Source organism: Kitasatospora sp. NPDC034023 (genome assembly GCF_055575795.1).
Genome location: NZ_JBVIRY010000001.1, coordinates 624,567 through 645,930, shown reverse-complemented (window position 1 = coordinate 645,930; position 21,364 = coordinate 624,567). Strand labels below are relative to the sequence as shown.

At 71.2% G+C, this 21,364-nt stretch carries 22 protein-coding genes; 9 read left to right on the top strand and 13 right to left on the bottom strand.

Features of this window, described 5'->3' with window-relative positions:
• Positions 1 to 187 precede the first annotated feature (187 nt).
• Positions 188 to 388 (bottom strand): DUF397 domain-containing protein, encoded by a 201-nt coding sequence (locus ACZ52R_RS02880; RefSeq protein WP_465615537.1) that lies wholly within the window; start codon positions 386 to 388, stop codon positions 188 to 190.
• A complete protein-coding gene (locus ACZ52R_RS02875; RefSeq protein ID WP_465615535.1) occupies positions 381 to 1,247 on the bottom strand; it encodes a helix-turn-helix domain-containing protein in 867 nt (288 codons plus the stop codon). Before ACZ52R_RS02875 ends, ACZ52R_RS02880 begins: the two co-directional genes overlap by 8 nt.
• 231 nt (positions 1,248 to 1,478) lie before the next feature.
• Here ACZ52R_RS02875 and ACZ52R_RS02870 point away from each other — a divergent pair, with 231 nt between their 5' ends.
• Positions 1,479 to 1,841: an ATP-binding protein gene (locus tag ACZ52R_RS02870; RefSeq protein WP_465615533.1), complete on the top strand. Its 363-nt coding sequence runs from the start codon at positions 1,479 to 1,481 to the stop codon at positions 1,839 to 1,841.
• Positions 1,838 to 2,089: a hypothetical protein gene (locus ACZ52R_RS02865; RefSeq protein WP_360498061.1), complete on the top strand. Its 252-nt coding sequence runs from the start codon at positions 1,838 to 1,840 to the stop codon at positions 2,087 to 2,089. The genes ACZ52R_RS02870 and ACZ52R_RS02865 overlap by 4 nt, the downstream gene beginning before the upstream one ends.
• 181 nt (positions 2,090 to 2,270) lie before the next feature.
• Here the strand turns inward: ACZ52R_RS02865 and ACZ52R_RS02860 are convergent, their stop codons facing one another.
• The 5 genes from ACZ52R_RS02860 to hisC all read right to left on the bottom strand — a co-directional run bounded on the left by ACZ52R_RS02860 (position 2,271) and on the right by hisC (position 7,754).
• Positions 2,271 to 2,954, bottom strand: coding sequence for a hypothetical protein (locus ACZ52R_RS02860; RefSeq protein ID WP_465752560.1), 684 nt, complete (start codon positions 2,952 to 2,954; stop codon positions 2,271 to 2,273).
• Positions 2,955 to 2,964: 10 nt separating this feature from the next.
• The gene (locus ACZ52R_RS02855) at positions 2,965 to 4,179 is read right to left on the bottom strand and encodes an ABC transporter permease (protein WP_465615527.1); all 1,215 of its coding nucleotides are present in this window, start codon (positions 4,177 to 4,179) and stop codon (positions 2,965 to 2,967) included.
• Entirely contained in the window at positions 4,176 to 4,979 is an 804-nt protein-coding gene (locus tag ACZ52R_RS02850) for an ABC transporter ATP-binding protein (protein ID WP_360498067.1), read from the bottom strand. Before ACZ52R_RS02850 ends, ACZ52R_RS02855 begins: the two co-directional genes overlap by 4 nt.
• Positions 4,980 to 4,981: 2 nt before the next feature.
• Positions 4,982 to 6,373: an efflux RND transporter periplasmic adaptor subunit gene (locus ACZ52R_RS02845; protein WP_465752558.1), complete on the bottom strand. Its 1,392-nt coding sequence runs from the start codon at positions 6,371 to 6,373 to the stop codon at positions 4,982 to 4,984.
• Between the two features lie 301 nt (positions 6,374 to 6,674).
• Positions 6,675 to 7,754, bottom strand: coding sequence for a histidinol-phosphate transaminase (gene hisC, locus ACZ52R_RS02840; RefSeq protein ID WP_360498070.1), 1,080 nt, complete (start codon positions 7,752 to 7,754; stop codon positions 6,675 to 6,677).
• 346 nt (positions 7,755 to 8,100) lie between these two features.
• On the opposite strand from hisC, the gene ACZ52R_RS02835 reads away from it, so the two are divergent.
• The 3 genes from ACZ52R_RS02835 (at position 8,101) to ACZ52R_RS02825 (ending at position 12,056) form a co-directional block, all read left to right on the top strand.
• A complete protein-coding gene (locus tag ACZ52R_RS02835) occupies positions 8,101 to 9,258 on the top strand; it encodes a LacI family DNA-binding transcriptional regulator (RefSeq protein ID WP_355262119.1) in 1,158 nt (385 codons plus the stop codon).
• 542 nt (positions 9,259 to 9,800) lie between these two features.
• Entirely contained in the window at positions 9,801 to 10,937 is a 1,137-nt protein-coding gene (locus ACZ52R_RS02830; RefSeq protein ID WP_465615869.1) for a metallophosphoesterase, read from the top strand.
• Positions 10,938 to 11,165: 228 nt separating this feature from the next.
• Positions 11,166 to 12,056, top strand: coding sequence for a hypothetical protein (locus ACZ52R_RS02825; protein ID WP_465752556.1), 891 nt, complete (start codon positions 11,166 to 11,168; stop codon positions 12,054 to 12,056).
• Between the two features lie 102 nt (positions 12,057 to 12,158).
• Here the strand turns inward: ACZ52R_RS02825 and ACZ52R_RS02820 are convergent, their stop codons facing one another.
• On the bottom strand, positions 12,159 to 12,467 hold the full coding sequence (locus ACZ52R_RS02820; RefSeq protein ID WP_465615521.1) for a putative quinol monooxygenase: 309 nt from the start codon (positions 12,465 to 12,467) through the stop codon (positions 12,159 to 12,161).
• Between the two features lie 225 nt (positions 12,468 to 12,692).
• Between ACZ52R_RS02820 and ACZ52R_RS02815 the strand changes: the two genes are divergently transcribed.
• A complete protein-coding gene (locus tag ACZ52R_RS02815; RefSeq protein WP_465752554.1) occupies positions 12,693 to 13,529 on the top strand; it encodes a helix-turn-helix transcriptional regulator in 837 nt (278 codons plus the stop codon).
• Positions 13,530 to 13,564: 35 nt separating this feature from the next.
• Here the strand turns inward: ACZ52R_RS02815 and ACZ52R_RS02810 are convergent, their stop codons facing one another.
• Positions 13,565 to 14,518 carry a LysR family transcriptional regulator gene (locus ACZ52R_RS02810; protein WP_465752552.1) on the bottom strand — a complete coding sequence of 318 codons (954 nt, stop codon included), beginning with the start codon at positions 14,516 to 14,518 and terminating at the stop codon, positions 13,565 to 13,567.
• Between the two features lie 92 nt (positions 14,519 to 14,610).
• Between ACZ52R_RS02810 and ACZ52R_RS02805 the strand changes: the two genes are divergently transcribed.
• Together ACZ52R_RS02805 and ACZ52R_RS02800 are read left to right on the top strand one after the other, a co-directional pair.
• A complete protein-coding gene (locus tag ACZ52R_RS02805; protein ID WP_465752550.1) occupies positions 14,611 to 15,222 on the top strand; it encodes a dihydrofolate reductase family protein in 612 nt (203 codons plus the stop codon).
• Positions 15,223 to 15,263: 41 nt separating this feature from the next.
• On the top strand, positions 15,264 to 15,638 hold the full coding sequence (locus tag ACZ52R_RS02800) for a VOC family protein (RefSeq protein ID WP_360498082.1): 375 nt from the start codon (positions 15,264 to 15,266) through the stop codon (positions 15,636 to 15,638).
• 302 nt (positions 15,639 to 15,940) lie between these two features.
• On the opposite strand, the gene ACZ52R_RS02795 is transcribed toward ACZ52R_RS02800, so the two are convergent.
• Positions 15,941 to 16,384, bottom strand: a complete 444-nt coding sequence (locus tag ACZ52R_RS02795; RefSeq protein ID WP_465752576.1) for a DUF5994 family protein — start codon at positions 16,382 to 16,384, stop codon at positions 15,941 to 15,943.
• A gap of 258 nt (positions 16,385 to 16,642) precedes the next feature.
• Here ACZ52R_RS02795 and ACZ52R_RS02790 point away from each other — a divergent pair, with 258 nt between their 5' ends.
• The gene (locus ACZ52R_RS02790; protein ID WP_465752548.1) at positions 16,643 to 17,086 is read left to right on the top strand and encodes a CBS domain-containing protein; all 444 of its coding nucleotides are present in this window, start codon (positions 16,643 to 16,645) and stop codon (positions 17,084 to 17,086) included.
• Positions 17,087 to 17,221: 135 nt separating this feature from the next.
• On the opposite strand, the gene ACZ52R_RS02785 is transcribed toward ACZ52R_RS02790, so the two are convergent.
• From ACZ52R_RS02785 to ACZ52R_RS02775, 3 genes are all read right to left on the bottom strand, one after another.
• Complete coding sequence (locus tag ACZ52R_RS02785) at positions 17,222 to 18,913, bottom strand: ice-binding family protein (protein WP_465752574.1); 1,692 nt, start codon at positions 18,911 to 18,913, stop codon at positions 17,222 to 17,224.
• Between the two features lie 714 nt (positions 18,914 to 19,627).
• The gene (locus tag ACZ52R_RS02780; protein WP_465615509.1) at positions 19,628 to 19,780 is read right to left on the bottom strand and encodes a thiamine biosynthesis protein ThiC; all 153 of its coding nucleotides are present in this window, start codon (positions 19,778 to 19,780) and stop codon (positions 19,628 to 19,630) included.
• A gap of 112 nt (positions 19,781 to 19,892) precedes the next feature.
• Complete coding sequence (locus ACZ52R_RS02775; protein WP_465752546.1) at positions 19,893 to 21,359, bottom strand: hypothetical protein; 1,467 nt, start codon at positions 21,357 to 21,359, stop codon at positions 19,893 to 19,895.
• Between the last annotated feature and the right edge of the window lie 5 nt (positions 21,360 to 21,364).

The window sequence follows — 21,364 nt, the reverse complement described above, 5'->3', positions numbered from 1 at the left end:
ACTGGGACCTTAGACAAGCCTCATCGTTGCAGCTCAGAAGGCACTTTCGCTTTTCCGATCATGCTCCGGACGCGACCCCGGATGAAACACGCAGGCTAGGAGGTGGTGGTGAGGCAATCGAAGGAGAACTCACTGTCTAGGTGCCGGCGGCCTCTTGCTGGAAGCAAGAGGCCGCCGGCACGATTTGCTAGACAGAGGTGACGAGGTGGTCGAACTCGCCGGCCTTCACACCCTGGAGGAAGGCCGCGAACTTGAGGGAGGAAGTGCGGACGATGACGTCGCCCTCGTCCGACTCCCGGAGTTCGATCGCCCCCTCAACGACGCGCACCTCGACGCACTCGGAGTTCGCGCCTGAGTAACTTGACTTCTGCCAGGAGGAGTTACGCATACTTGCTTTCCATATCCTTCATAATGGATCGAATGAACTCTCGGGATTCGTCCTCTGAGAGGGCCGCCGCGTCGATCCGGGCGATTAGGGTGCGGAACCGCGCCATGTGGGCCGGTGCATCGAAGAGCACGTTGCCGAGTCCTGAATCCAACTGCGCCGTGTCCAGTTCAGGGATCGGACCTTCGGCGTACGTGAAGTTCTCGTGCGTGAGTGGAAGCGTGTCGACATCGAACAGCACGGCTCGGATCGAGATGGTCGGCCGCTCTGAATCCTCGATGAGGCTGCCGAGTTGTTCAGCTTGAACCTTGGGACCGCTGAACTGCATGCGCAGCGCCGCCTCATGGATGTACGCAACGTACGGCGTTTCACCAGATCGTACGACGCGCTGCCGCTGCATGCGGAAAGCCGTCCTCAAGTCGACCTCATGGTGCGGGAGAGGCGGAAGGTTTCGCGCGAAGATGGCGGAGGCGTAGGCGCCGGTCTGGAGCAATCCAGGAATGAAGGCCATCGTGTACGTCGAGAGTCCACTCGCACGCCCCTCGATCTCAGCCACCTCAAGGAAGTCCGATGAGAGGCTTCCTCGATACTCCTCCCACCAGCCGCCTCGATCGCGATCCGTGATGATGTCCGCCAGCGCATCGATCAGGGGCTCGTTGACGCACATGCACAGCGCGGCGATCGTGCGGAGGCGTTCGACGCTGATGCCGGTCTTCCCGCTCTCCATCTGGGTCACGTGGGCGGGGTTGATGCCCAGCGCACGGGCGAGCTGGCTGCCGCCGAGGCCGGCCTGCTCCCGCATCCTGCGCAGTTCGGCACCCAACCGCAGCTGGCGGAGAGTTGGGTTCGATCGAAGAGCCATGGGGACCAGTCTGCCTCAGTGCTGCCACCACGTTCGGGGGAACTTCTCGCTGTCTGCCACAAATCTGTGGCGGGCCGCGCTATGGTCACTCTCAGATGAATCCTACGGATCGTCAGCAATGCCTTCGTTCCGGGCAGTAGGCGCCTGCTGCCTGTACGCCGAAGAGCAACCGGCAACCGGCCTGGCTCACGGCTTTCCCTCTCCCCACACCACAGCCTCGCGGAGGTTCCCGTGTGCACCCGTAACACCCCCTCGCTCACCCTCAGCCGGCAGGCTCTCCGGGACGCCCTGACCCGGTCCGACTGGGACCCGGAGACCATCTTCAACGCCGAACTCGCCCTCGCCGAACTCATCGTCAACGCCTGGCGGCACGGCGCGACCCCCGCGCCCGTCGTCTGGTTCTCCCTCCTGAACTGCACCCTCCGGGTCTGCGTCTCGGACGAGAGCGACGCGCTCCCCCAAGAGCAGTCCCTCGACCGTCTCGCCGAGACCGGGCGCGGCCTCCAGCTGGTCTCCGGCCTCACCCACCGGTGGGGTGTCGACCCGCAGAAGCGTGGCAAAACGGTCTGGTACGAGCTGGACTCCGCCGCGTGACCCGCCCGCCCGTCGCCCCGGACGACCCCCGGATGCTCGACTACACCGCGCCGCAGATCACGGCGCTCCTCGGCGAGTTGCACCGGCGGGGGCTTCCGTACGGGCTCCTCTGGGGTTCCGCCTCGGCCGGGGAGGCCACCCTCGACGGGCGCCTCCTGGTCGACTTCGGCAACGCGCCGGTCAGCACCCTGCTCAACCTCCTCCACCTCCTCCGCGATCTGGACCGGAACGAGGCGTGGGAGCGGTGAGGTTCTTCGTCGGCGCCGTGCTCGTCGCCCTTCTGGCCCTCGCGCTCGCCACCGTGGCCCTCGGTGTCGTCGCGACCCTGAGGATGCCGCGTCCCGACGACCGCGAACCGCGCTGAGCACACGCGAAGGCCCTCGCCCAGGGAAGGGGCGAGGGCCTCGCGGTCGTCCGACTCGTGCCGGGTCAGCCGCCGGACGGGTTCCGGTTACCGCCGCCGGCTCCGCCGCCGAAGCCGCCTGCTGCGGCTCCTTCGACGAGCTGGTTCGCGGTGTAGCCACCGTTGGCGTCGGGGGTGCCGACGACGGTCACGCTCTGGCCGGGCTGCAGGTCGGTGACCTTGCCCTCCTTGTTGAGCTGGACCTTCGTCGCGTCGCCGGTGGTGACCTTGACCGTGTTGCCATTAGAGTCTGTCAGGTACACGACGTTGCCGTCCACGGCCTTTACGGTGCCACGGGCGAAACCGGGCTGTCCGCCCTGCCCGCCGCCCTGCCCCTGACCGGCGCCCTGGCCGGCTCCCTGGCCCCCACGGCGGGAGCCGTTCTGGCCGCCCCCGCCCTGTCCGCCGCCGTTCTGCCCGTAGCCACCGGCGCCACCGGCGCCACGCTGCTGACCGGCGGAGGCACCCGCAGCGGCCGCAGGCCGGGCGGACTTGCCGTTGGAGGAGCCGTTGTTCTGCTGGTACCAGACCCCGCCCGCGAAGGCACCGGTGGCGATCACACCACCCGCCAGCACCAGGCTGATCCAGGGCAGCTTCCGACGCGGCGGCGCGGCCAGCTCGGCCGAAACGTCGCGGGCGTCCGGCGGGGTGGAGAGCAGGGCGACCTGCTCGGCCGGGGTACTGCTGACCGTGGCGATCTCTTTGCTCATGGGTGGAGTCCTACTCGTGGCGGAGGGCGTCGATCGGCCGCAGCGAGGCGGCCCGGTTGGCGGGGTAGCTTCCGAAGAACAGCCCGATGGCGACGGCGATGCCGAACGCGCCGAGCACCGATTCGGGGATCACCACCGGCTTGATGCCAACGATGCTGAAGTGCGAGCCGGCCATCCCGGCCGCGACGCCCAACCCCGCGCCGATCACCGACAGCAGCGTCGACTCGGTCAGGAACTGCCCGAGGATCACCGCACGCGGCGCGCCGAGCGCCTTGCGGATGCCGATCTCCCGGGTTCGCTCGGTGACCGTCACCAACATGATGTTGGTGATCCCGATCCCGCCGACCAGCAGCGAGATCGCCGCCACCGCGCCGAGCAGGACCGTGAAGGTCTTCGTCGTGCTCTCCCTCGCCGTGAGCAGCGAGGCCTGGTTGGTGATCCGGAAGTCGGCCTTGGTCGGGTCGGCGATCGCGTGGGTGCCGAGCAGCACCCGGGTGATCTCGGCCTGGGCCGCCGTGGTGGTGTCCGCCGAGGCGGCCTGCACCAGGATCTGGTTGACGGGGCCGAATCCCGTGAAGGCGTTCTGCACCGTCGGCAGCGGGGCGATCACGACGTCGTCCGGGTCGGTGAAGCCGGTGCCGCCCTTGGCCTGCAGCACACCGACCACCGTGAACGGCGTGCCGCCGAGGACGATCTGCTTGCCGACCGGGTCCACCGTGTCGAACAGCTGCTTCGCCGTCGTGGCGCCGAGCACCACGACCTTGCGCGAGCCGAGCACGTCGTCGTTGGTGAAGTACTCGCCGTGCGCGACCTTCTGGTTGGAGGTCTCGAAGTACGCCGGGTAGGTGCCGACGACCGAGCCCGGGCTGTACGAGATGTTCCCGTACAGCGCCGTGCCGCTGGTCGTGACGATCGGGGCCACCGACTTGATCACGGCGGAGGCGCCGGCGTCGCTCGCGAGCGCCTTGGCGTCCGCCACCGTCAGCTTCTTCACCGAGGAGGCCGCCCGCGCGCCACCGGCCGCCGAACCGGCGCTGACGGTGAGCGAGTTGGTGCCGAGCGAGGTGATCGAGTCCTTGACCGCGACCGACGAGCCGTTGCCGACCGCCAGCAGCAGGATCACCGAGGCGACCCCGATCAGCACGCCGAGCATGGTCAGCGCCGAGCGCACCTTGTTGGCGGCGAGGCCGCCGACCGCGAAGCGGAGCGTCTGCCAGAGGATCATGCCAGTACCTCGAGGTCTCGCAGGGCCGGCGGCGGTCCGTCGACCGGGGCCTGCCGGACGTCGCTCACGATCTGGCCGTCGACCAGCCGCAGCACCCGCTTGGCGTGCCGGGCGACCTCGTCCTCGTGGGTGATCAGCACGACCGTGCGGCCGGTGGCGTTGAGCCCGTCGATCAGGGCCAACACCTCCTCCGTCGACCGGCTGTCCAGGTTCCCGGTCGGCTCGTCGGCGAGCAGCATCGCCGGCGCGGTGACCAGCGCCCGCGCCACCGCGACGCGCTGCTGCTGGCCGCCGGAGAGCTGGTTGGGCTTGTGCCCGGACCGCTCGCCGAGGCCGACCAGGGAGAGCGCGGCCAGCGCCCGGCGCCGCCGCTCCGCCGCCCCGACACCCGCGTAGGCGAGCGGCAGCTCGACCTGGGCGAGGGCGGTGGTGCGCGGGATCAGGTTGAAGGACTGGAAGACGAAGCCGATCTTGCGGTTGCGCACCAGCGAGAGCTGCCCCTCGTCCAGGTGGCCGACGTCGACGCCGTCCAGCAGGTAGCGGCCGGCGGTCGGGACGTCGAGGCAGCCGAGGATGTTCATCAGGGTCGACTTGCCGGAGCCCGAGCTGCCCATCACGGCGACGAAGTCGCCCTGCTCGATGTCCAGGCTGACGCCCTGCGGTTCGCCGGTCTCCGGGTCGTCCGGGCCGCGCAGCGCGTGCACGGTGGCGTCGCCGTGCCCGTACGCCTTGGTGAGCCGGCGGATCCGGATCACCGGCACGGGCGTCGCGGGGACGCGCTTGTCGATGACGTGACGCACGATCAGCCCCTGCCGCCGCGGCCGCCGCCACCGCCGCCACCGGCACCGCCGGCACCGCCGCCCGGGAAGACCGCACCGCCCGCGCCGCCGCTGCCGCCCCGGCCGCCGCCCGCACCCGGGAAGGAGCCGTTCGGGAAGCCGTTGCTGCCGCTGGTGGTGGGGAGTTCGACCTTGTCGCCCTCCTTCAGCCCGGAGACGACCTGCACCGTGCTGTCGCCCTCGACGCCGACCCCGACGGTGACCCGCTCGGTGGCACCGTCCTCGTGCACCACGGACGCGGTCCGGGAGGTGCCGGTGCCCGACAGGGCGGAGGTGGGCAGCGAGAGCGCGTTGTCGGCCTCGCCGGTGATCACCTGGACGGTGGCGCTGAGGCCGGTGCGCAGCGTGCTGGTGTCGCCGGACAGCTGCAGCGTGGCCGCGTACTGGACGGCGGAGGAGCCGGCCGCACCACCGGAGCCGCTGCTGCTCGGCAGCGAACTGACCGACAGGACGGTCGCGTTGAGCTTGGTGTCGGACTGCGCGTTCAGCGTGACGGTGGCCGCCTCGCCCTTCTTCAGCTTGAGCGAGTCGAGCTCGGAGAAGTTCGCGGTGACCTGCATGCCGGACGGGTTGGTGAGCACGATGAAGCCGCTCGGGGTGCCCGAACTCGCGCTCGTGCCGGAGGTCTTGCCGGCCGAGGAGGAGGTCGAGGAGCCCGCGGCGCTCGCCCCCACGGTGTCGCCGACCTTGCCCGTGATCGAGGCGACCGTCCCGTCCACCGAGGCGGTCAGGGTGGTCCCGGCCAGCGCCGCCTGGGCGTTGGAGAGGGTGGTCTGCGCGGTGGAGACCTGCTGCTGGGCCTGGGCCACGGCCGCGTCGTCGACCTTGGTGGTGGTGATGGTGGTGGTCTGCGGGGCGGGCGTACTGCTCTCGCCCGCCCCGCGTCCACCACTGCCGCTACCGGTACCTCCGCCGGACCCCCCGGCGGTCGCACCGGGCAGCGGCTCGGTGGTCGTGGTGGTGACCCCGGCCTGCGCCTTGGTGAGGTTGGCGTTGGCCGTGGTGAGGGCCACCCGGGCCGCGTCCACCTGCTGCTGGGCCGCCGTGGTGTCGACGGTGGCGAGCACCTGGCCCTTCTTCACGGCGTCCCCGACCGCGACCTTGACCGCGGTGAGTCGGCCGCCCGTGGTGAAATCCTGGGCCGCGTCGGTGGGAGACACCAGCGTGCCGGTTCCGGACACGGTGGCCAGGACCGTGCCCTTGGCGACCGTCGCGGTCCGGGCCGCCGGCTTGGCCGCGGCCGGGCCGGAGCTGCCACTGACCGTGGTGTACACCAGGGCCACGCCGCCCAGCAGGGCCACACCGAGCGCGGAGTTGAGGAGGACGGCACCGCGCCGCCGTGGTAGCACCTTCATGCCGGACAGCTTCGCGGGGAGCTCTTGCGGAGCCCTGAGCGCCCGCTGGGAGAAGCCTGACCGGTCGGATCCGGGCATTGCGGACAGAACAGCCGACCTGCGCGTCCTGCTTGGCCGGTCCGTGGCCAAGCGTTGGCCGAACTCCCAGCGCACTCCCAGCGATCCACAGCCATCCGGGAGCGAGCCGGGAACAGGCCGGGAACAGGGCGGGAACTGACGGAGGCCGGCCCGGAACGCCGCAGGGGCGCGCCGACGACCGGCGCGCCCCTGCGGCTGCGGTGAAAGGCAGAGCGTCGGAACGTCAGAGCGACTTGCGGAACGCCTCCGCCACCGCCAAGAAGATCGAGTTGCCCTCGGCCTCCCCGATCGACACCCGCACGCCCTCCGGGAACGGCCGGACGATCACGCCCGCCTCGGTGCAGGCCGCGGCGAACTCCGCCGAGCGCTCGCCGAGCCACAGCCAGACGAAGTTGGCCTGCGAGTCCGGGATCTCCCAGCCCTGGGCGCGCAGCCCGGCCACCACCCGGTTGCGCTCCTCGACCAGCGCGTCGACCCGCTCCAGCAGCGCCTCCTCGGCGCGCAGGGAGGCGACGGCGGCGTTCTGGGCGAGCTGGTTCACACCGAACGGGACGGCGGTCTTGCGCAGCGCGGCCGCGACCGGCTCGTGCGCGATCGCGAAGCCGACCCGCATGCCGGCCAGGCCGTACGCCTTGGAGAAGGTGCGCAGCACGCAGACGTTGGGGCGGTCGCGGTAGAGGTCGATGCCGTTGGGCACCTCGGCGTCGCGGATGAACTCGATGTAGGCCTCGTCGACGACCACCAGGACGTCGGCGGGGACGGCGTCCAGGAAGCGCTCCAGCTCGGCGCGGTGGATCACGTTGCCGGTGGGGTTGTTGGGGTTGCAGACGAAGATCAGCCGGGTGTTCGGGGTGATCGCGGCGAGCATCGCGTCCAGGTCGTGGTCGCCGGTCGCGGTGATCGGCACCGGGACGGGCGTGGCGCCGGCGATCTGGGTGATGATCGGGTAGGCCTCGAAGGAGCGCCAGGCGAAGATCACCTCGTCGCCCGGGCCGGCCGTGGCGAGGATCAGCGACTGGGCGACGCCGACCGAGCCGGTGCCGGTGGCGATGTGCTCGGCGGGCACGCCGAAGCGCTCGGCGAGCACCTCGGTCAGCTCGCTGACCCCCATGTCGGGGTAGCGGTTGAGCGAGCCGGCCGCCTGGACCGCCGCCTCCAGCACGCCGGGCAGCGGGTCGTAGGGGTTCTCGTTCGAGGACAGCTTGTAGGCGTCGGCGCCGGCCGGCTTGCCGGGCTTGTAGGTGGGGATGCCGTCCAGGGTCGGCCGCAGCCGCGGGCCCTGCGCTGACGTACCACTGCTCACGGTCGTACTCCGTTTCCAGAAGTTGCAACACTGTCCGGTGCGCTCGCCCGCCACGGACGGGTTCGCCGCCGTGCCCGGGATCTCCTGACGCGCCCGGACCACCCCGGTCGGGTGCCTTGCACGATACCGACCGCCTCTCACCCGTAGGAGTGAGATGCCCGGTCGGGTTACAGGCGCAGATCAGCCATTCTGCCCGGTTCCTTTGGCACATGTCAGAGGTAAGAAGCCAGGTTTCGGGCGGGTATCGAAGGGGCGCACCCCGGCTCACTCTTGGAGAAACGTATCTCCGAAGGCTCCCGATGCGCCGGTCACAGCACCTTGTCAGGAGCCATACGATCGGTCCGCCATGACAGCAGCAGCCAACCAGAGCGGTCGGCGCCCCACCACCTCACGTCGCTTGGAGCGGGCCGGCATCCGGGACGTGGCGGCAGCCGCCGGAGTGTCGATCACCACCGTCTCCGACGCGCTGAACGGTAAGGGCCGCCTGCCCGACGAGACCCGCAGCCGGGTGCGCGAAGTCGCCGAGCGCCTCGGCTACCGCCCCTCGGCGGCCGCCCGCACCCTACGGACCGGACGCTCCGGCCTGATCGGGCTGACCGTCACGACCTACGGCGAAGAACCCTTCACCTTCACCGAGTTCGCGTACTTCGCCGAGATGGCCCGGGCCGCCACCAGCGCCGCCCTCGGCCGCGGCTACGCGCTGGTGGTCCTGCCCGCCTCCTCACGCCACGACGTCTGGGGCAACATCGCCCTGGACGGCACCGTGGTGATCGACCCGCCCGACCAGGACCCCCTGGTCAGCGAGCTGTACCGGTCCGGCGTCCCGGTGGTCAGCGACGGCAAACCGGGCAACTGCCCGGTCACCGCCTGGGTCGACAACGACCACGAGGCCGCCGTGCTCGGCATCCTCGACCACCTCTCCGAAGCCGGCGCCCGCCGGATCGGCCTGCTCACCGGCACCAGCACCGACACCTACACCCGGCTCTCCACCGAGGCCTACCTCGGCTGGTGCGCCAAGGTCGGACAGGAACCGGTGTACGAGACCTACCCGGCGCACGACCCGGCAGCCGGCGCGGTCGCCGCCGACCGGCTGCTCGCCCGCCCCGACCGGCCGGACGCCGTCTACGGACTGTTCGACCCCAACGGGACCGACCTGCTCGCCGCCGCCCGCCGGTACGGCCTGCGGGTCCCGGACGACCTGCTGCTGGTCTGCTGCAGCGAGAGCGACGTCTACGCGGCCACCGAGCCGCCGATCACCACCCTCTCGCTCAAACCGCGCAAGATCGGCACCACCGTCGTCAACCTGCTCATCGACGCCATCGAGGGCGTGGACTCCGGCACGGGCGTCGACATCGCCCGGCTCTTCCCGCCCCGGTTCCGCACCGCCGGCACCGGACCGCCGCCGGGCACCCTGATGCCGACCGAACTGATCGTCCGCGCGTCCTCCCAACGCCGGAGTCCGCGCACCACCGTCAGCCCGCCCCGACCGCCGGGCGAGGTCTAGACCGCCGACACGATCGACGTCGGCGGGGCGTCGATCGGGGTGTCCGTCGGGGCGTCGATCAGGGCCTCGGTCGGGGCGTCCACAAGACGCCGCCCCGGCACGCCGAGCAGCCCCCGAACGGGTACCGACCGGAGCCGGGCGAGCACGAAGGAAGCCCGGCCAGAGCTGATGAGACCATACCGAGCCAGGACAAAACGGACCCCCAGGGGCCGCCCGGCTGACGCTCCGGAGGATTGGATGCCCACCAGGTGACGACGGCGGGAGAGTGGTCTTCCTATGATGGGCGAATGACACCCGAGGACCGCTTCCCCGGGCCCGAGTACCCCCACTCGGGCCCCCGCCACCAGCCGGACCTCGACGTGCTGCCGTACGGCACCTATTACGAACCCGACCCCGCCCAGGGCTACCCGAGCACCCCGTACGACGCCGAGACCTACAGCGGCTACGGCGGCGCCCGCTACCTCGAACAGCACTGGACCACCGACGGCCAGGGCCACACCGTGCACGCCCAGAGCAACGCGGTGGACGCCCAGGGCAACGCGGTGGACCAGTCCGCGGCGTTCTCGCACCAGGACCACGCGGGCTACGACGATCGGCCCGGATACGAGGAACGAACCGGATACGAGGAGCGCCCGGCCTACGACGGCCAGGAGCACACGGCCTACGAAGGTCAGGAGCACGCCGCGTACGACAGCCAGGACAACAGCGGCTACGACGACCGCGCCGGCTACGAGCCGACCCTCCCCGACCAGCCCTCCCCGGCCCTCCAGCTCGCCGGCCGCGACGACCCGCCGACCATCGAACTCGGCCCGCCGCTGCCCGACCCCGCCGCCCCGACCTACCCGTACCCGGCCCCCGGCCCCGGCGAGCCCCCCGGCCCGGTGTACGTCGTCGGCGACGTGCACGGCTACCTCGAGGAGCTGCGCGCCGAGCTGCACCACCAGGGCCTGATCGACGCCGACGGCCACTGGTCGGCCGGCCGTGCCCGGATCTGGTTCCTCGGCGACTTCACCGACCGCGGCCCCGACGGCATCGGCGTCATCGACCTGGTCATGCAGCTCGCCGCCGAGGCCGCTGCGGCCGGCGGCTACTGCCGCGCCCTGATGGGCAATCACGAACTACTCTTCCTCGGCGCCGCCAAGTACGGCGACGAGCCGGTCCAGTCCACCGCCGGCACCGCCTCCTTCCTGGCCGCCTGGCGGCTCAACGGCGGCCAGCAGAACGACCTGGACCGCCTGGAGGCGCACCACATCAGCTGGCTGTCCCGGCTCCCCGCCGTCGCGCTGGAGGACGACCACCTGCTGCTGCACTCCGACACCACCGCGTACCTGGAGTACGGCGAGTCCATCCCCGACGTCAACGACGCCGTGCACAGCCTGCTCGCCGACGGCAGCGTCGACGAGTGGTGGGACTGCTTCCGCCGCTTCACCAAGCGCTTCGCCTTCCGCGGCGACGCCGGGCCCACGGCCGTCCACGAACTGCTGGACACCTACGGCGGCACCCGGATCGTGCACGGGCACAGCCCCATCCCGTACCTCACCGGCGCGGTGCACGCGGACGACGGCCAGCCCCCGCACATCCCCGGACCGTACGTGTACGCGGACGACCTCGCGGTGGCGATGGACGGCGGCGTCACCATGGAGGGGCGCCTGCTGGTCGCCCGACTGCCCATCAACTGACAGCCGTCATCGAACAGTTGTTCCCAGCGCTCGGGCCGTCGCACGCGCGCGGCCCGGGGCGCGAAATTCCGGAAACCGACTGTCAGCCCGGGCACACCCGCCCCTACCATGAGGCACACCACACCCGGCCGCCCGTCCGGCGGCCCGCCTCCGCGCCCGTTTCGGCGTCCTGAGGGCGCCCGCGCCCCCGGGGCGGAGCGAACCGGAGTCCGCACGAACGGGGTCCCCATGTCCAACCCCCCGCCGCTGCTCGCCGAGGACCGCCCGGAGTACGAGCGCCTCCTCGCCGAAGCCCTGCGCGACCGCACCGTCCTCACCGCCCTGCGCGCGCCCGGCGCGCACACCACCGACCAACTGCGCATCCGCGCGCTGCGCGACGCCGACGGCATCAACGCCGCAGCCGCCACCGAATACGCGCACTACACCCGGCTGCGCGACAGCCTGCGCGCCACACCCCCACCCCCACCCGGCACCGAACCCACCGCCCCCGGCCTGCTCACCCAACTGCGCTCCGCGAACGGCGGCGCCGGACTCTTCCCCGTCCTCACCGTGCTCACCCCGATCCTCGCCTGGGCCGCCGCCCTCTTCCTGCTGCTGGTCGGCTACCTGCTGCGCGCCGCCGAGCCGGACCTCGCCCTCGCCCGGTCCCTCGTCACCGCCGGCTGGGTCGCCCTCGCCGCCGGGGTCGCCGCGATGGCCATCGGCATCGTCGGACTCCTCCTCACCGCCATACGCGACGGCACCGCCGCCCCGGCCGGCACCGACCCGGAACTCGCCGCCGAACTCGCCGCCGCCCGCACCGAATGGCGCACCGCCCTGCGCGACCGCGGCCTCCTGCCCTACCTGCACGCCGCACTCCCGCCGGTACCCGGGCGCGAACCCGCTTCCGAACCCGCCTCCGAACCCGCTCCTGATCCCGGCACCGGCGAAGGGCCCGACTTCAGCAGCCCCGACTTCAGCAGCCCGGGCTACACCTCCCCCGCCTTCACCAGCCCCGGCCCCGACGGCCTCACCGACCCCGAGGGCCGCACGTCCCGCCCCGCCGCGTTCACCACCCCCGACTTCACCGGCCCCGGCTACACCCCGCCCGCCTTCACCGGCCCCGACGACGTCACCTGAGCCGTCGGCCGCCGAACTCCCCTCCGACGGCGCCACCCGGGCGACAACCTCGCCCGCCCGGTCCTCACACCGAGGAGCCGGATCCGCCGCCGCGCCCCGGCACTACGGCGTCGGCTCCGGCACGTCCGTCAGCACCCGCAACTGCGGTGGGCCGTCCAGCAGCTCCGCCGTGCGGTCCAGCGACCGCGCCAGATGCGGGCTGGCCAGGTGCGCGTCGAACGCCTCCCGGGACTCCCACTCCTCCACGACCACCAGCACCGCCGGATCCTCCGGGTCCACGTAGTTCCGGTACGACAGACAGCCCGGCTCCGCCAGGCTCGCCCCCACCATCGTCCCTGCCTGCTCCCGCATCTCCGCCTCGCGCCCGGCCTTCGCCCGCAGCCTCGCGATCGCCGTGATCCGCTCGGTCATTCCGCCCCCGTCCGTCGAGTCCTGCCCTGTCCCCGGCCCCAACCGCCGACACCGCCCCGATCTTCCCCAGGCTCACCCGTACGGCTCAACCATCCGGCCCTGTCCTGGGGACTCCTGCTGTCCTGACGGCGACTCAGGCGAGCGGGCGAGTCCCCGCCCAGGCTGCGCTCAGGCTGGCCCCAGCAGGGCCACGCTCCGCGCCGCCACGCGACCTACGCTCGTCATATGGGCACACCACTGGGGGACTTCATCCGCGCCAAGCGCGACAGCATCCAGCCGGAGACACTGGGCCTGCCCGACCACGGCCGCCGCCGCTCACCCGGGCTGCGCCGCTCCGACCTCGCCATCCGCGCCGACATCAGCGTCGAGTACCTGACGAGGCTGGAACAGGGCCGCGACCGCAACCCGTCCACCGCCGTCGTCAACGCGCTGGCCGACGCCCTCAGCCTCGACCACGCCGAACGCAACCACCTGCGCTACCTCACGAAGATCACCGGCGGCGCGTGCGCCGGACGCACCCGGCCCGCCCCCGCGCCCCGCGAGATCCGCTCCACCGTCCGCGAAACCCTGCGGCTGCTCGAACCCGGCATCGCCGCCGTCACCAACCGGCTCGGCGACGTCCTCGGCCACACCAGCGGCTACGCGGCCGTCCTCGGCGCGGCGGGCCTGCTCGACGACCCGGCCCCCAACCTCACCCGCTACGTCTTCACCGACCCGCGCGCCCACGACCTCTTCGCCGACTGGCACGACATCGCCGACGAGCAGGCCTTCGACCTCTGGCTCGGCCCCTCCGCCGAGGCCTCCGAATGGCTCAGCACCGAACTCGCCCCCGTCGCCGGCCCCGAGTTCACCCGCCGTCTCGGCAACCACCTCGTCCCCCGCCGCGGCCCGCTCCGCCTCCACCACCCCGCCGGCCCCGAACTCCGCCTCCACCGGGAGACCCTGGACCTCCCCGCCGACTCCCAGCAACTCCTGGTCCTCCTCCCCGCCGACGACGAGACCGCCGCCCACCTCGACCGCCTCCTCACCCCGGCCCCGCCCCGCCTGCGCGGCATCTCGTGAGGACCGGCATCTCCTGAGGGCCGGCGCACCCTCCGTCACCCGACCCCCGCCACCCCGGCGGCGTCCGCCGCCGCCCGCACGAACGCCAGCACCCGCGCCGTCGTGTTCCCCTCCCGCCACACCGGGCCGCGCTCGATCGGGGGCGCGTCGTGGATCGGCACGTAGGCGACGTCCGGGCGGGGGTAGTAGCGGCGCGAGTGCTCGCCGACCGGCAGGACGCCGCGGCCCATGGCGACCAGGCTGAGCATCTCGGAGAACGTGCCGCCGGACGGCCCCTTGGGCACCGGGCGGCCGGCCGGGGTGTGGCCGGGGGTGCGGTCCCGCTTGAAGCCCACCGAGGTGACCGCCGGGTACTGCACCACGGGATGGTCGGCGAGCACCTCGATCGACACCGACCGTTCCCCGGCCAGCGGATGCCCGGCGGCCACCGCGAGGACCCGCTGCTCGGTCAGCAGGACCGGGCCGCGGGCCATGCCGTCGAACGGGTAGGAGGCGATCAGCACGTCCACCGAACCGTCCACCAGACTCGCCCGGGAGTTGGAGAGCTGGACCTCGCAGACGTCGACCCGGCAGTCGGGGTGCCGCTCGCCGAACAGCGCGGCCGCCTTGAGCAGCAGCGGCGCCGTCCACTCGCCGAGGAACGCCACCCGCAGCCGCCCGGTGACCCCCCGGCTGGCGTCCTCCGCCCGACGCAGGGCCGCCGCCGTCGCCTCCACCACCGGGACCAGGTCATCGACCAACTGCCGACCCACGGCGGTGAGTCGGACCGACCGACTGGTGCGCTCGAACAGCTGGCCGCCGATCCGGCGCTCCAGCTTCTTCACCACCTGACTGACCCGCCCAGTGGTCAGGTGCAAGCGCTCGGCGGTCCGGCCGAAGTGCAGCTCCTCGGCGAGCGCGAGGAGGACATCGATCTCCAACCGTTCCAGCATCCCGCGCCACCCCTCGATCGTTGAATCCGGCTCAACGATCGTACGTTCATCAGACATTGATGGCTGGTCCGGCCCGGAGGATCGTAGAACCCGTCACCAGCCGCGCCGAACCGCCCGCGGCAGTACCACCGCCGAACCCGAAGGCCCCCATGACCAGCACCGCCCCCAGCACCGCCCCCAGCACCCCCGCCGACACCGCCGCCGCCACTGCCGCCACTGCCGCCACCGGCCGTCGGATCACCGCAGGCCTCTTCATGTCCCTCGACGGCGTCGTCGAGGCCCCCGAGACCTGGCACTTCCCCTATCTCAACGAGGAGATGGGCGCCGTCGTCGGCGGCCTCGCCGCCGCGGCCGACACCCTGCTGCTCGGCCGCCGCACCTACGAGGCCTTCGCCGCCACCTGGCCGCTCCAGAGCAGCGACATGGCGGACGCCCTCAACGCGATCCCCAAGCTGGTCGTCTCCACCACGCTCGGCAAGGCCGAGTGGAACAACTCCACCGTCCTCGGCGGCGACCTCGTCGCCGAACTGACCGAGCTCAAGCGGCAGCCGGGCCGTAACATCAGCCTCTCCGGCAGCATCATGCTCACCCGCACCCTGCTGCGCGCCGGGCTGATCGACGACCTCCACCTGCTCGTCCACCCGATCGTCCTGGGCCCCGGCATCCGCCTGTTCACCGAGCAGGACCGGATCCCCCTGCGACTCGCCCACTCGGCCACCTTCAGCACCGGCGTGGTCCACCTGCACTACCAGCAGACCTGACCCCCACCCTCCCCTCCCCCACCCACCGAAGGAACCCACCCATGCGCGTCGTCGCCTTCGACCACCTCGTCCTCAACGTCTCGGACGTCGAACGCTCCCTGGCCTTCTACTCGGGCCTCCTGGGCCTGGAGCCCGTCCGCGTCGACGAATGGCGCGCCGGGAAGGCGCCCTTCCCGTCCGTCCGCGTCACCGCCGAGACCATCATCGACCTGACCAGCCGCCCCCGGAACGAGTCCAACGTCGACCACATCTGCCTCACCGTCGAACCCCTCGACTGGCAGGAGGTCATCGACTCCGGCACCTTCACCGTCCTCGAAGGCCCGGTCTCCCGCTACGGCGCCCGCGGCACCGCCACCTCCGTCTACGTCCAGGACCCCGACGGCAACACCGTCGAACTCCGCTGGTACCCCCGGTGACGGGTGCCGCCCCGACCCCACAGGGGAGGGCCGGGGCGGCACTTCAACCCGCCAACAGCCGAACAGCCGTCAAGGGCAGATCAACCGAACGGTCGGGCTCAAAGCGTTCCAAGGCTGCATGGCATGGATCATCCCAGGCACGGCCCCAGGTCACCGAGCAGATTTCTGCGCAGCCGAAGCGCTGCTCCGGGAAGTCCTCCCGGAGCAGCGCCCGCGTTGGTGCGTCGTCAGTCCGCCGGCGGGAGGCAGATCCGGTTGCCCTGGGCCTTGAACCAGCACAGGGAAAGCCACCGGCAGCCGGCTCAACGCAGGAGTTCGGCCGCCGGGGTGTGGTTTCCGGTTGCCGAGGCACCTGCCATCGCCGAGGAAGCGTTCTCCGGATCGGTGCGGGGCGGTACCACCAGGAGGAGGAAGTGGTCCTGGAAGCCCCGGGTGACACTGATCGTCGCGTCACTGCCGGCGAACCAGTTGATCTTGACCATGAGGCCGTTCACCATGAGGGACCGGGGTACCTCGCCCCAGGCCGAGGTGTCGAGGCCGACCCGAACGATCGGCCCGAGGTGGGCGCCGAGCGCGGTGATCAGGTCCGGCAGCTCGGCCAGGATGTGGTTCGAGCGGGGCCACCACGCGCCGTCGAAGATCCCCTCCCGAGTCATCGTCGGCTCCAGCACCAGGCGTGGCAGGAGCGGAGCACCGGGCACGGACCACGGCCCGGGGGAGGAAGGCGAGGGAAGGGGGACCGGCATCATCTGAGGCCGCCCGTCTGGTCCACGAGGGACCAATCATGACCCAGGGCGACACCAGCGCGAATGCCGATATTCGGAATGTCCTCGGCTGTCTCCCACGGTACTCCGCGGAGGTCTCCCAGGTGCCGTCCGGCCCGCAGGAGTACGCTCGAAGGCATCCAGGGCATCGCGCATTCCGGTACCCGTTCCGGCTTCGTTCTGGGTGAAGGACGTTCCGGGCAGCCCCAGGCCGGCCCGGAGGCGGGACCGGTGTACGCCGTGACCACTCACTCCCCGCAGTCGGCACGGCCGGGCCACGGCCTCACGGTCGCCGACGCCATGGACCCCTGCGCCTACCAGATAGCCGACGACAGCACCGTCGCCCAGGCCGACGACATCCTCCACAGCGCCCGCATCGACTTCCTGCTCGTCCGCGACCACAACGGCCGGTGCGAGGGACTGGTCACCCGCGCCGGGCTTCACCCGTTCCTGACGCGCTCCCGGTGCACCGAGCGGACCGTGATCAGCGCCACCACGCACCAGCGCGGCCCGTTCACGTGGCCGACCATGGGTCTGACCCTGGCCGCGCTCGCGATGCGGATCAAGCGCCTGGCCGTCTGGCCCGTGATCGACGAGGACGGTTACATCCTCGGCGTCCTCACCGCGGACCGAGCCAACCACCTGCTCGCCACCAACCGCCTGCTCGCCGCCGAGCCCGCCTGAACGTCGCGCCGCCGGGGCGCCGCTCCGGGAGACCTGTCAGCCTCCCGGAGCACGCCGTCAACGGCCGCCGAGCCCGCCTGAACGTCGCGCCGCCGGGGCGCCGCTCCGGGAGACCTGTCGGCTTCCCTGCGAGGGCTAGTGCCGGCGGCGGGCTGCGGCTCGTCCGCTACGCCTCACGAGGATGAGGACCGAGCCTCCGAGGGCGATGGCGGCCGCCGAGCCAACCGCGATGCCAATCGATTTGCCGGAGCCAGTGGCGGCCAGTGCTTGTCCCGCCCCCTTCGGGTGTTCGGCCGGTCCACCCTGCTCGTGACCGCCCTGGCCGTTGCCGTGATCACCTTGCTCGTGGCCGCCGTGCTCCTGACCGCCGTGACCACCTGGATGATGAGGCGGCCCAGCCGGACCAACGGGAGCGACGGGGCCGGTGGGCCCGGCGGGGCCAGGAGGGCCGGCAGGACCGGCAGGACCGGCAGGACCGGGCGAACCATTGGCGCCGGGCAAACCGTTGGCACCGGGCGAACCGTTGGCACCGGGCGAACCGTTGGCACCAGGCGAACCATTGGCGCCAGGCGAACCATTGGCGCCGGGCAAACCATTGGCGCCAGGCGAACCATTGGCGCCGGGCAAACCATTGGCGCCAGGCGAACCATTGGCGCCGGGCAAACCGTTGGCGCCAGGCGAACCATTGGCACCCGGAGCACCAGGCGCGCCGTTGGGACCGGGAGCACCTGGAGCACCCGGCGAACCGTTAGGACCAGGCGCACCGTTGGGACCGGGAGCACCCGGAGCACCCGGCGAACCGTTAGGACCAGGCGCGCCATTGGGACCGGGAGCGCCCGGAGCACCCGGAGCACCCGGCAAACCGTTAGGACCAGGCGCACCGTTGGGACCGGGAGCACCCGGAGCACCCGGCGAACCGTTAGGACCAGGCGCGCCATTGGGACCGGGAGCACCCGGAGCACCCGGCGAACCGTTAGGACCAGGCGCACCGTTGGGACCAGGCGCACCCGGAGAACCGGCAGCACCAGGAGGACCAGCCGGGCCACTCGGCCCAGCCGGGCCACTCGGCCCAGGGGGGCCGACAGTGCAGGCCGCCCTCGTGATGGTGTCGTCGTCCAGAGTGACGGCGCCGTTGCGCGCCAGGGCGCGGCCTTCGATCACCGAGGCGTGGTTCACGCTGATGGACGTGAGGGCCAGGATATTGCCCTTGAAGAAGGAGTTGACGTCGATGGTGGCGGAGCTACCGACCTGCCAGAACACATTGCAGGGCTGTGCTCCGTTGACCAGGCTGACGACACTCGACGGAGCCGTGATGAGGGTGGAGCCGATCTGGAAGATGAAGACGGCGTTCGGGTCGCCCATGGCGTCGAGAGTGACGGTCCCGGTGAGGTTGAGCGACGAGCTCGCCTTGTAGACGCCAGGCGTCAGCGTCAGTCCGCCGATGTCGCCGGGAGAGGTCAGGATGGCCGTGGGGGCCCGACCGGCGGCGTCGTTGTAGGCGATGACAAGGTCGGACTGGGCTTGCGCCGCCTGCGCATCGTTGACGTGCTGAACCCCGTTCACGGCTCCAGGGGGGAAGCCCGTCACGCTGGTGCCCGGGAAGAGCCCCAGGTCGCCGTTGATGACGCTGGAGCCGGTGTTGGTGACGGTTGAGCCCGCGAGGACCGCATAGCTGGTGTCGGTCCCCAACCCCACTTGTGCCGTTGCCGCATTCGCGGGAATCGTGGCCAGACCGGCCGACGCAAGCAACGTCAATCCGGACAGCAGGACGAACGTTCCCGCGAGTCGAGATCGTCTACGCCCTCGTTCTGGTGGAGCGGACAACATGGCATCGACTGCCATAGGACAAAGACCTTTCTTGTCGCCGCTGAACTCCGTCACCCGAAGGGGGGATTCGGAGCGCCGCTGGTGAGCTTTCGGTCCGGCCCCACCCCTCGCACTCGCGCCGGAGGCGCCACGAAGAGCGGCTGCCGGCCAGGCGAGGTGATGAGGAGTCACCGACTAACTACACCGTGCAACAACAACATAGAAAGAAGAGACTGATAAAGATGCAACGGAGTGACGCACCAGCGCCGATCGGGGAGATTCCCCCCGCCTCGGCATGTCGTTCGCCTGTGACCGAGCGACGGGGGCATACTTCGCGTCCGCTGCCCAGGTCGCCACCGGCGCCATAGCAGAGTCTTACCGAGGAGGGGCTCGGCTGGTTCCCGACCTGGCGGCTCTCCCCGGGAGAGAACAGGGAGCCGCGGCAGGAACACGACGTATGGGTATTCCTCCGGGACGGCGGCCTGCGCTGCCAGGTCATCGACGCCATCCAGGCCCCCGACGGCTCCGACGTCCCCACCGTCATGAACGGCCTGCTCGTCGGCCGTCCCCAGGACCTCTCCCCGGAGCACAAGCTCGGCCTCATCCGCGAAATCCTCGGACTCTGACGCACACCCGAGAAGTCCGCCGGCCGACTCCACCTGCGCACCCGCATGTTCGAGGCGCTGCGCCGGACGCCCCTTCCGGGATCCCAGCGCAGCGCCTCGGTACCTGCGGTCAGTCCGCCATCGGCAGGTAGACCTTGTTGCCGTGGGCCTTGAACTCCTCGGACATGGCCTGCATGCCGGCCAGCGCCTCGGCGTCGAACTCGGTGCCGACGGCCGTCGCGCCGTCGCCGTGCTCGTCGCGGATCTTCTGCGAGATCTTCATCGACGACAACTTCAGTCCGAAACCAGCACATCGCGTCTGAATGCGCCGACGTGATGCCTTCTGGGCGGCATCGGGGCGCGACTCGGGGACGGCTCGGCGTGCCGTGGCAGGGTCAGCGCCGCGGGTAGACGAGGACGGGGCCGATGCCGGTGTCGGTGCCGAAGACCGCGGCGTCCGCACCGATCAGGTCCGGGACGAGTGTCCCGGCCGGGAGCGCGGATGCCTGGCCGGTGGCCAGGACGACCGAGGTCGGTGTATCGCTCAGGCCGCCGGTGTTCTGGTCGGGTGTCTTGGCGTTGCCGTACGCCGTTCCGTCCTTGTCCACCGTGGTCAGTTGAACGGGGTTGCGGGCGCCGGTCGCCTCGAAGCAGTAGCCCTTCTTCGCCTGAAGGTCGAAGACCGCGAAGTCGGCGATCAGGTAGCGGCCGTCGGACGACAGTCGGGGCGTGGCCTTCTTCCCCGTGCACTCGACCGTGGCGAGCACTTGGCCGGTCCCGCCGTCGTGCACGGCCCAGACGGACCTGTCGTTGTCGTGCCCGGTGGACGGCCACGCGGCCACGACATGGCCATCGGGTGATCCGTAGGCCGTCACTGTGCTGGAGCCCACGATGGCGCTCGCCCCTGCGGGTACCACGTCGCCGCTGAACCAGCCGCCGAGCGCCCAGAAGGCGCCCCGGCCCTGAACCAGCGGGCCGGCCGGGGTCAGCGCTGTGACGCCCGTACTGGTGTTGCAGGAGCCGAAGGCCAGCTCGCAGGGCTTGGGGGCGTTCAGGGCGGCGTTGTTCCGGTCGTACGTGGTGACCTGGCCCGAGAGCACGTCCACCACGGCCGTGGACCGGCCCAGTTGCACCGCGGTGAGGCCGCCGTCGCGCTGAACGCCGTAACCGGTGGCCTTGTCCGGAACCGTGGTCTCCTTGACCGGCGCCGCCTCACCGCTGGACGCCGTGTCGTACGCGGCAAGCCGTGTGACGCCGCTCGCCCGGTTCACACCGTCCCCGCCTTCGGTACCCGTGACCGCGAGGACCACGTATTCCTTACCGGCCTTGTGCGTGACGAACACCATGGCGTCGGCGTCCAGGCTGTCGCGCGTGGGATTCGCGACCGGCTTGCTCCGCCAGCGGATCGCGCCGGTCTTCGCGTCGTAGGCGAGGACGCTCGCGGTCTTCTTGTCCTCGGAGATCGAACGGAACAGGATCAGTCCCGCGTCGGATGCGACAGCCGGACCACGCAGGTTCCCGTCCTTGCCCGCCTCGACCTCCCATCCCCTTGTACTGTCGAACGCCGCCGGAATCGGTTTGGCCGGCGCGGCAGACCGGGACGGCACGGCAGACTGGGACGGCACGGCAGCCGAGGTCTGCGTCCGGGACTCCTTGGGATCACCTGGACCCGACGAACCTCCACACGCGGTGAGTGAGAGTGCCGCGAGCGTCACGAACGCTCCCGCCTTCGCCACTGATCCGACCATGCGCTTCCCCCAAAACCAGCTCTGCGCAGCCACTATGACGGTACGACAGGTTTCCCATTTCCAGCACGGAGAACCGTCCCACCATGGCAGCACCCGGCCGCCCGCCTCGTCCACGGGAT

What these genes read in the sequence shown, in the direction of transcription:
- ACZ52R_RS02875 (WP_465615535.1), bottom strand. Translation starts at nt 1,247, where the DNA reads ATGGCTCTTCGATCGAACCCAACTCTCCGCCAGCTGCGGTTGGGTGCC.
- ACZ52R_RS02835 (WP_355262119.1), top strand. Translation starts at nt 8,101, where the DNA reads ATGACAGCAGCAGCCAACCAGAGCGGTCGGCGCCCCACCACCTCACGT.
- ACZ52R_RS02880 (WP_465615537.1), bottom strand. Translation starts at nt 388, where the DNA reads ATGCGTAACTCCTCCTGGCAGAAGTCAAGTTACTCAGGCGCGAACTCC.
- ACZ52R_RS02780 (WP_465615509.1), bottom strand. Translation starts at nt 19,780, where the DNA reads ATGAAGATCTCGCAGAAGATCCGCGACGAGCACGGCGACGGCGCGACG.
- ACZ52R_RS02800 (WP_360498082.1), top strand. Translation starts at nt 15,264, where the DNA reads ATGCGCGTCGTCGCCTTCGACCACCTCGTCCTCAACGTCTCGGACGTC.
- ACZ52R_RS02810 (WP_465752552.1), bottom strand. Translation starts at nt 14,518, where the DNA reads ATGTCTGATGAACGTACGATCGTTGAGCCGGATTCAACGATCGAGGGG.
- ACZ52R_RS02815 (WP_465752554.1), top strand. Translation starts at nt 12,693, where the DNA reads ATGGGCACACCACTGGGGGACTTCATCCGCGCCAAGCGCGACAGCATC.
- ACZ52R_RS02855 (WP_465615527.1), bottom strand. Translation starts at nt 4,179, where the DNA reads ATGATCCTCTGGCAGACGCTCCGCTTCGCGGTCGGCGGCCTCGCCGCC.
- ACZ52R_RS02825 (WP_465752556.1), top strand. Translation starts at nt 11,166, where the DNA reads ATGTCCAACCCCCCGCCGCTGCTCGCCGAGGACCGCCCGGAGTACGAG.
- ACZ52R_RS02845 (WP_465752558.1), bottom strand. Translation starts at nt 6,373, where the DNA reads ATGAAGGTGCTACCACGGCGGCGCGGTGCCGTCCTCCTCAACTCCGCG.
- ACZ52R_RS02795 (WP_465752576.1), bottom strand. Translation starts at nt 16,384, where the DNA reads ATGCCGGTCCCCCTTCCCTCGCCTTCCTCCCCCGGGCCGTGGTCCGTG.
- ACZ52R_RS02785 (WP_465752574.1), bottom strand. Translation starts at nt 18,913, where the DNA reads ATGTTGTCCGCTCCACCAGAACGAGGGCGTAGACGATCTCGACTCGCG.
- ACZ52R_RS02820 (WP_465615521.1), bottom strand. Translation starts at nt 12,467, where the DNA reads ATGACCGAGCGGATCACGGCGATCGCGAGGCTGCGGGCGAAGGCCGGG.
- ACZ52R_RS02805 (WP_465752550.1), top strand. Translation starts at nt 14,611, where the DNA reads ATGACCAGCACCGCCCCCAGCACCGCCCCCAGCACCCCCGCCGACACC.
- ACZ52R_RS02860 (WP_465752560.1), bottom strand. Translation starts at nt 2,954, where the DNA reads ATGAGCAAAGAGATCGCCACGGTCAGCAGTACCCCGGCCGAGCAGGTC.